General features: G+C 75.4%; 3 protein-coding genes and 1 pseudogene. 2 read left to right on the forward strand and 2 right to left on the reverse strand.

What is annotated here, in order from left to right:
• A pseudogene (locus tag B4M60_RS02130) lies at positions 1–615 on the forward strand (hypothetical protein); the annotation flags it as partial.
• An 11-nt stretch (positions 616–626) separates the two neighbouring features.
• A complete protein-coding gene (locus B4M60_RS02135) occupies positions 627–1,241 on the forward strand; it encodes a hypothetical protein (protein ID WP_291079838.1) in 615 nt (204 codons plus the stop codon).
• A gap of 16 nt (positions 1,242–1,257) precedes the next feature.
• On the opposite strand, the gene B4M60_RS02140 is transcribed toward B4M60_RS02135, so the two are convergent.
• Both B4M60_RS02140 and B4M60_RS02145 read right to left on the reverse strand, forming a co-directional pair.
• Positions 1,258–2,196, reverse strand: a complete 939-nt coding sequence (locus tag B4M60_RS02140; RefSeq protein WP_291079840.1) for an SDR family NAD(P)-dependent oxidoreductase — start codon at positions 2,194–2,196, stop codon at positions 1,258–1,260.
• A gap of 112 nt (positions 2,197–2,308) precedes the next feature.
• Positions 2,309–3,850, reverse strand: a 1,542-nt coding sequence (locus B4M60_RS02145; protein ID WP_291079842.1) for a DUF6541 family protein, incomplete at its 5' end; no start/stop codon positions are given.

Below are 3,850 nucleotides of genomic sequence, written 5' to 3' on the forward strand. Positions count from 1 at the left end.
CTCACCGTGGTGGGCCACTCCTACGGCGGCCGGATCGTCGGCACGGCCGAGCGCCTGGGCCTGCGCGCCGACCGCGTGGTCTACGCCGAGTCCCCGGACCTCGGGGTGGGCGTGCGCGGGCCGGCCGACTGGCGCGCCCCCGGCCCGGTCCTGAGGTACTCGTTCACCGCCCCCGGCGATCCCGTGGAGTTGCTGCAGCTCAGGTTCGGGTTGCGCCGGCCCTGGTCCACGTCCGATCTCGGCGACGCCACGGTCCGCCTCGACACCGGGTACTTCCCCGACGGCTCGCCCGTCTACGGCACCCGCGGTCACGGCGGGGTCTTCGACCGGGGGTGCGGCGCGTTCGAGGCCATGCTCTCGGTGATGCTCGGCGGGCGGGTCCCGCTGTGGCGCGACCGCGCGATCCGGGCCCACCGCACCGGCACCCGGCGGGGCACCGACGGCCGGGTATCGCCGACGGTGTGGCGCCACGCCGTGGGGCTGTGGCTGCTCCGGGGACAGGACCCGTACGGGGACCCGGTGGTGCTCTGGGAGGCGCCCGAGCGGCTCGTCGTCGTCCCCCCTCCGACCCGCGCGGGCGGGGATGCGGTTGGCGTACACTCCGGACCTGCCTGATACTGGATCCCATGGCTTCGCCCGGCTCACGGTTCTCCCGCCCCACGACCGGCGTCCTCGGCGTGGGGGCGCTGGGGGTGCTGTCGGTGGGGTTGATCACGGGCGGGCTCTGGTACGACGCGCACCGCAGCACCCAGGCCGTCGACCGCGCGCGGGAGCAGTTCACCGCAGCCCGGGCGGCTCCGGTGACCCCGCAACCGATCGCCTCGACACCCTCCGAGGCGCCGGCCCCGACGTCCCCCGGGACCTCCTCCCCGGTCGCTGTGGAGCAGCCCGGCGGGGGCACCGACGAGGTCGCCGCGGCGCCGGCGGTGACCGTTGTTCCCACCTCCGCGGCGGCGCCGGCGGCCGTGTCGCCCCAGCCTGCCCGCCAGGCGCCCGTCGTTCCCGAGCCACCGGCCGCCGCCGCCCAGCCCGAACCGCCGGCCGCCGGCCGGGACCCCGCCGACGCGCGGTCCCCCGAGCCGGAGGTCACCGGTCCGGTGGATCCCGGGGTCGGCTTCGCGCCCGTGCCGGGGCTGGCCGGGTTCCTCCAGCCGTTCCTCCCCCAGCCGGACCTCCCGCAGCCGAACCCCCCGCAGCCGAACGCGGCGGTCCGAGCTCCGGCCGCCGGGGCCGAGGGGTAGCCCCGCCGAGGGTGCCTCAGTCGCGGAAGTAGTCCACCGTCCGCGCGACCCCCTCGCGGATCGGCACCCGCGGCGTCCAGCCCAGCACCTCGGCGGCCCGGCCGGCGTCCAGCGCCGAGCGGGCGACGTCGCCGAGTCGGGCGGGGGCGTACTCCGGGGCGTCGGCCGCCCCCGCCGCCTCGGCGACCAGGGTGTGCAGGCCGCGGTCGCTGGTCTCGAGGCCGGTGCCCACGTTGAAGCGCAGCCCCGCCGCGCCGGGGACGGTCGCGGCGCGCATGAACGCGTCCACCACGTCGTCGACGTACACGTAGTCCCGGGTGTTGCCGCCGTCGCCGAACACGCGGGTGGGCTGCCCCGCGAGCAGCCGCTGGGAGAAGATCGCCACCACCCCGGCCTCGCCGTGCGGGTCCTGGCGCGGCCCGTACACGTTGGCCGGCGCCACCCCCGCCCACTCGATCCCGTAGAGGCGGGCGAACATCTCGAGGTAGATCTCCCCGGCCACCTTGCCCGCGGCGTACGGGCTCAGCGGGTCGACCGGGCGGGTCTCCGCCACCGGGAGCTCGGTGACGGGGCCGTAGATCGACCCGCCGGAGGAGGTGAAGACGATCCGCCGCACCCCGGCCCGGCGCGCGGCCTCGGCCAGTCGCACGGTGCCCACCACGTTGACCTCGGCGTCGTGGACGGGGTCCTCCACCGACAGGCGGACGTCGATCTGCGCCGCCAGGTGGAATACCACCTCGGGTGCCGCCTGCGCCACCAGGTCCCCGATCGCCGGGTCGGTGAGGTCCATCTCGTGGAAGGCGAACCGGTCCCCCGCCGCGCGGGCGCCGTCGAGGTTCTCCAGACGCCCCCGGGACAGGTCGTCCACGACGGTCACCTCGTGCCCCTCGGCCAGCAGCCGGTCCACCAACGTCGATCCGATGAACCCGGCCCCACCCGTCACGAGCGCCCGCATGTGTTCCCCTCCCGGTGTGCGGCGGTCCCGCCGCGGCGCCTCGTCGGACGACCGCCCCAAGGATACGACCCGTCCCGGGGCGGGGCGGCCCACCGCGCCCGGTCGGGGCCCGTCACTCGGGCCCGTACAGCGCGGACGCGCGGGTGAGCGGGGTGCGCCGGTCGGGCGGGAACGGCGAGTCCGCCGTGACCTGAGCGAGTTCCTCCTCGGTGAACGCCGCGCGGACGGCAAAGATGCGGACCTGCGATTCCGAGTACACCTCGACCAGACCCGGGGTGTCCTCCAGCCGCAGCAGGTGCTCGTTGGGCTTCTGGAATCCCCAGTAGTTGGGCGGGCTGATGTAGACGTAGGTCACGCCCAGCTCGGCGAGCGCGGCGTCGACGTCCGGGTCCACGCCTGCCCGGTCCATCGCGTGGAACAGGAACGTGGTGAGCGGGGCGGTCTCGCCGGGCGGCAGGTAGTGCCGCGCCGTGGACGGCAACCCGTCGGTGGCGTACATCCAGCCCGAGCCCTCGTCCTGATTGGTGTAGATCACGCCGGAGTACGCCCGCGGCTGGTCGGCCAGCCACCGGAACGCGCGCAGGTCGTGGTCGTCGACCATGCGACCCCACCGTTGGTTCTGGCCGGCCGCCACCGCGTACTCGGGGGAGGCCTGGACGACCCACGAGCCGACGCCGACCAGCGCGGCCAGGGCCACGGCCACCCGGGCCATGTCCGCGCCCCGACCGTCCGGGTCGGTGATCGGGTCGATGAGGCGGGTCAGCCACCCCGCCAGCGCCTGGACCGTCACCCCGACGCCCACACCCACCGCGGCCGCCACGACGATCGCCAGGACCACACCGATCCGACGCGGGTCGTTGTAGTACACGCTGCCGATCGCCCGGAGCACGCCGCCGGTCCAGTTGCCGAAGACGCCCATGGCGTTGACGCACACCACCAGCAGCCCACCCCAGAGCAGGATCGGCCACAGCACCAGGCGACGGAGCATGACGATCACGCCCAGCACCGCCAGCGAGAGCAGCACCCAGCGGATGCCCCACTCCTGCACGTGGCGGACCTGCAGGGTCACGGCCTTGCCCCAGGTGGCGGCGCGGTCGGCGTCGATCTGGAACTCGAAGGCAGAGATGTCGTCGGCCTCCTCGGAGACGGTGAGCACCTGGGGCAGCAGCGTGAGCACGCCCGCCACCCCGATCCCGGCCAGGACCACCACGTCCCTGAGCCGACCCCGCACCGGCCGCCACAGCCCCTCGAACAGCCACCAGAACAGGACGAACACGCCGGCGGTGACCATGGCGGAGGGGTGGACGCCACCGATGCCGACGAGCCCCAGCGCGGCGGCGGGCACCAGCCGGCGGTCGGCCAGGGCGGCCACCACCACCGCGGCGACGAGCCCCGCGAGCCCGTTGCCCACCGCGGACGGGGTCGCGGCCACCATGACCTCGACGAACGGCAGTCCGGGGAAGAGCGGGGTGGCCAGCGCGGCGACGGCGGCCGAGGTGGCCGCGGCCGGCCGGGAGAAGCGTCGGTGGGTGATCAGCCAGGCGAGCGCGGCCACGCCCAGCGGGAACACCAGGGCCACGCTGCCGATCTGCACGAGGTTGTAGGTCTCGACCGCGCCGAGCCCCCGCAGCCCCATGACCAGGGCGGCGATGGC

Source organism: Dietzia sp. UBA5065 (genome assembly GCA_002415925.1).
In the GTDB taxonomy this organism is placed as follows: domain Bacteria; phylum Actinomycetota; class Actinomycetes; order Mycobacteriales; family Mycobacteriaceae; genus Dietzia.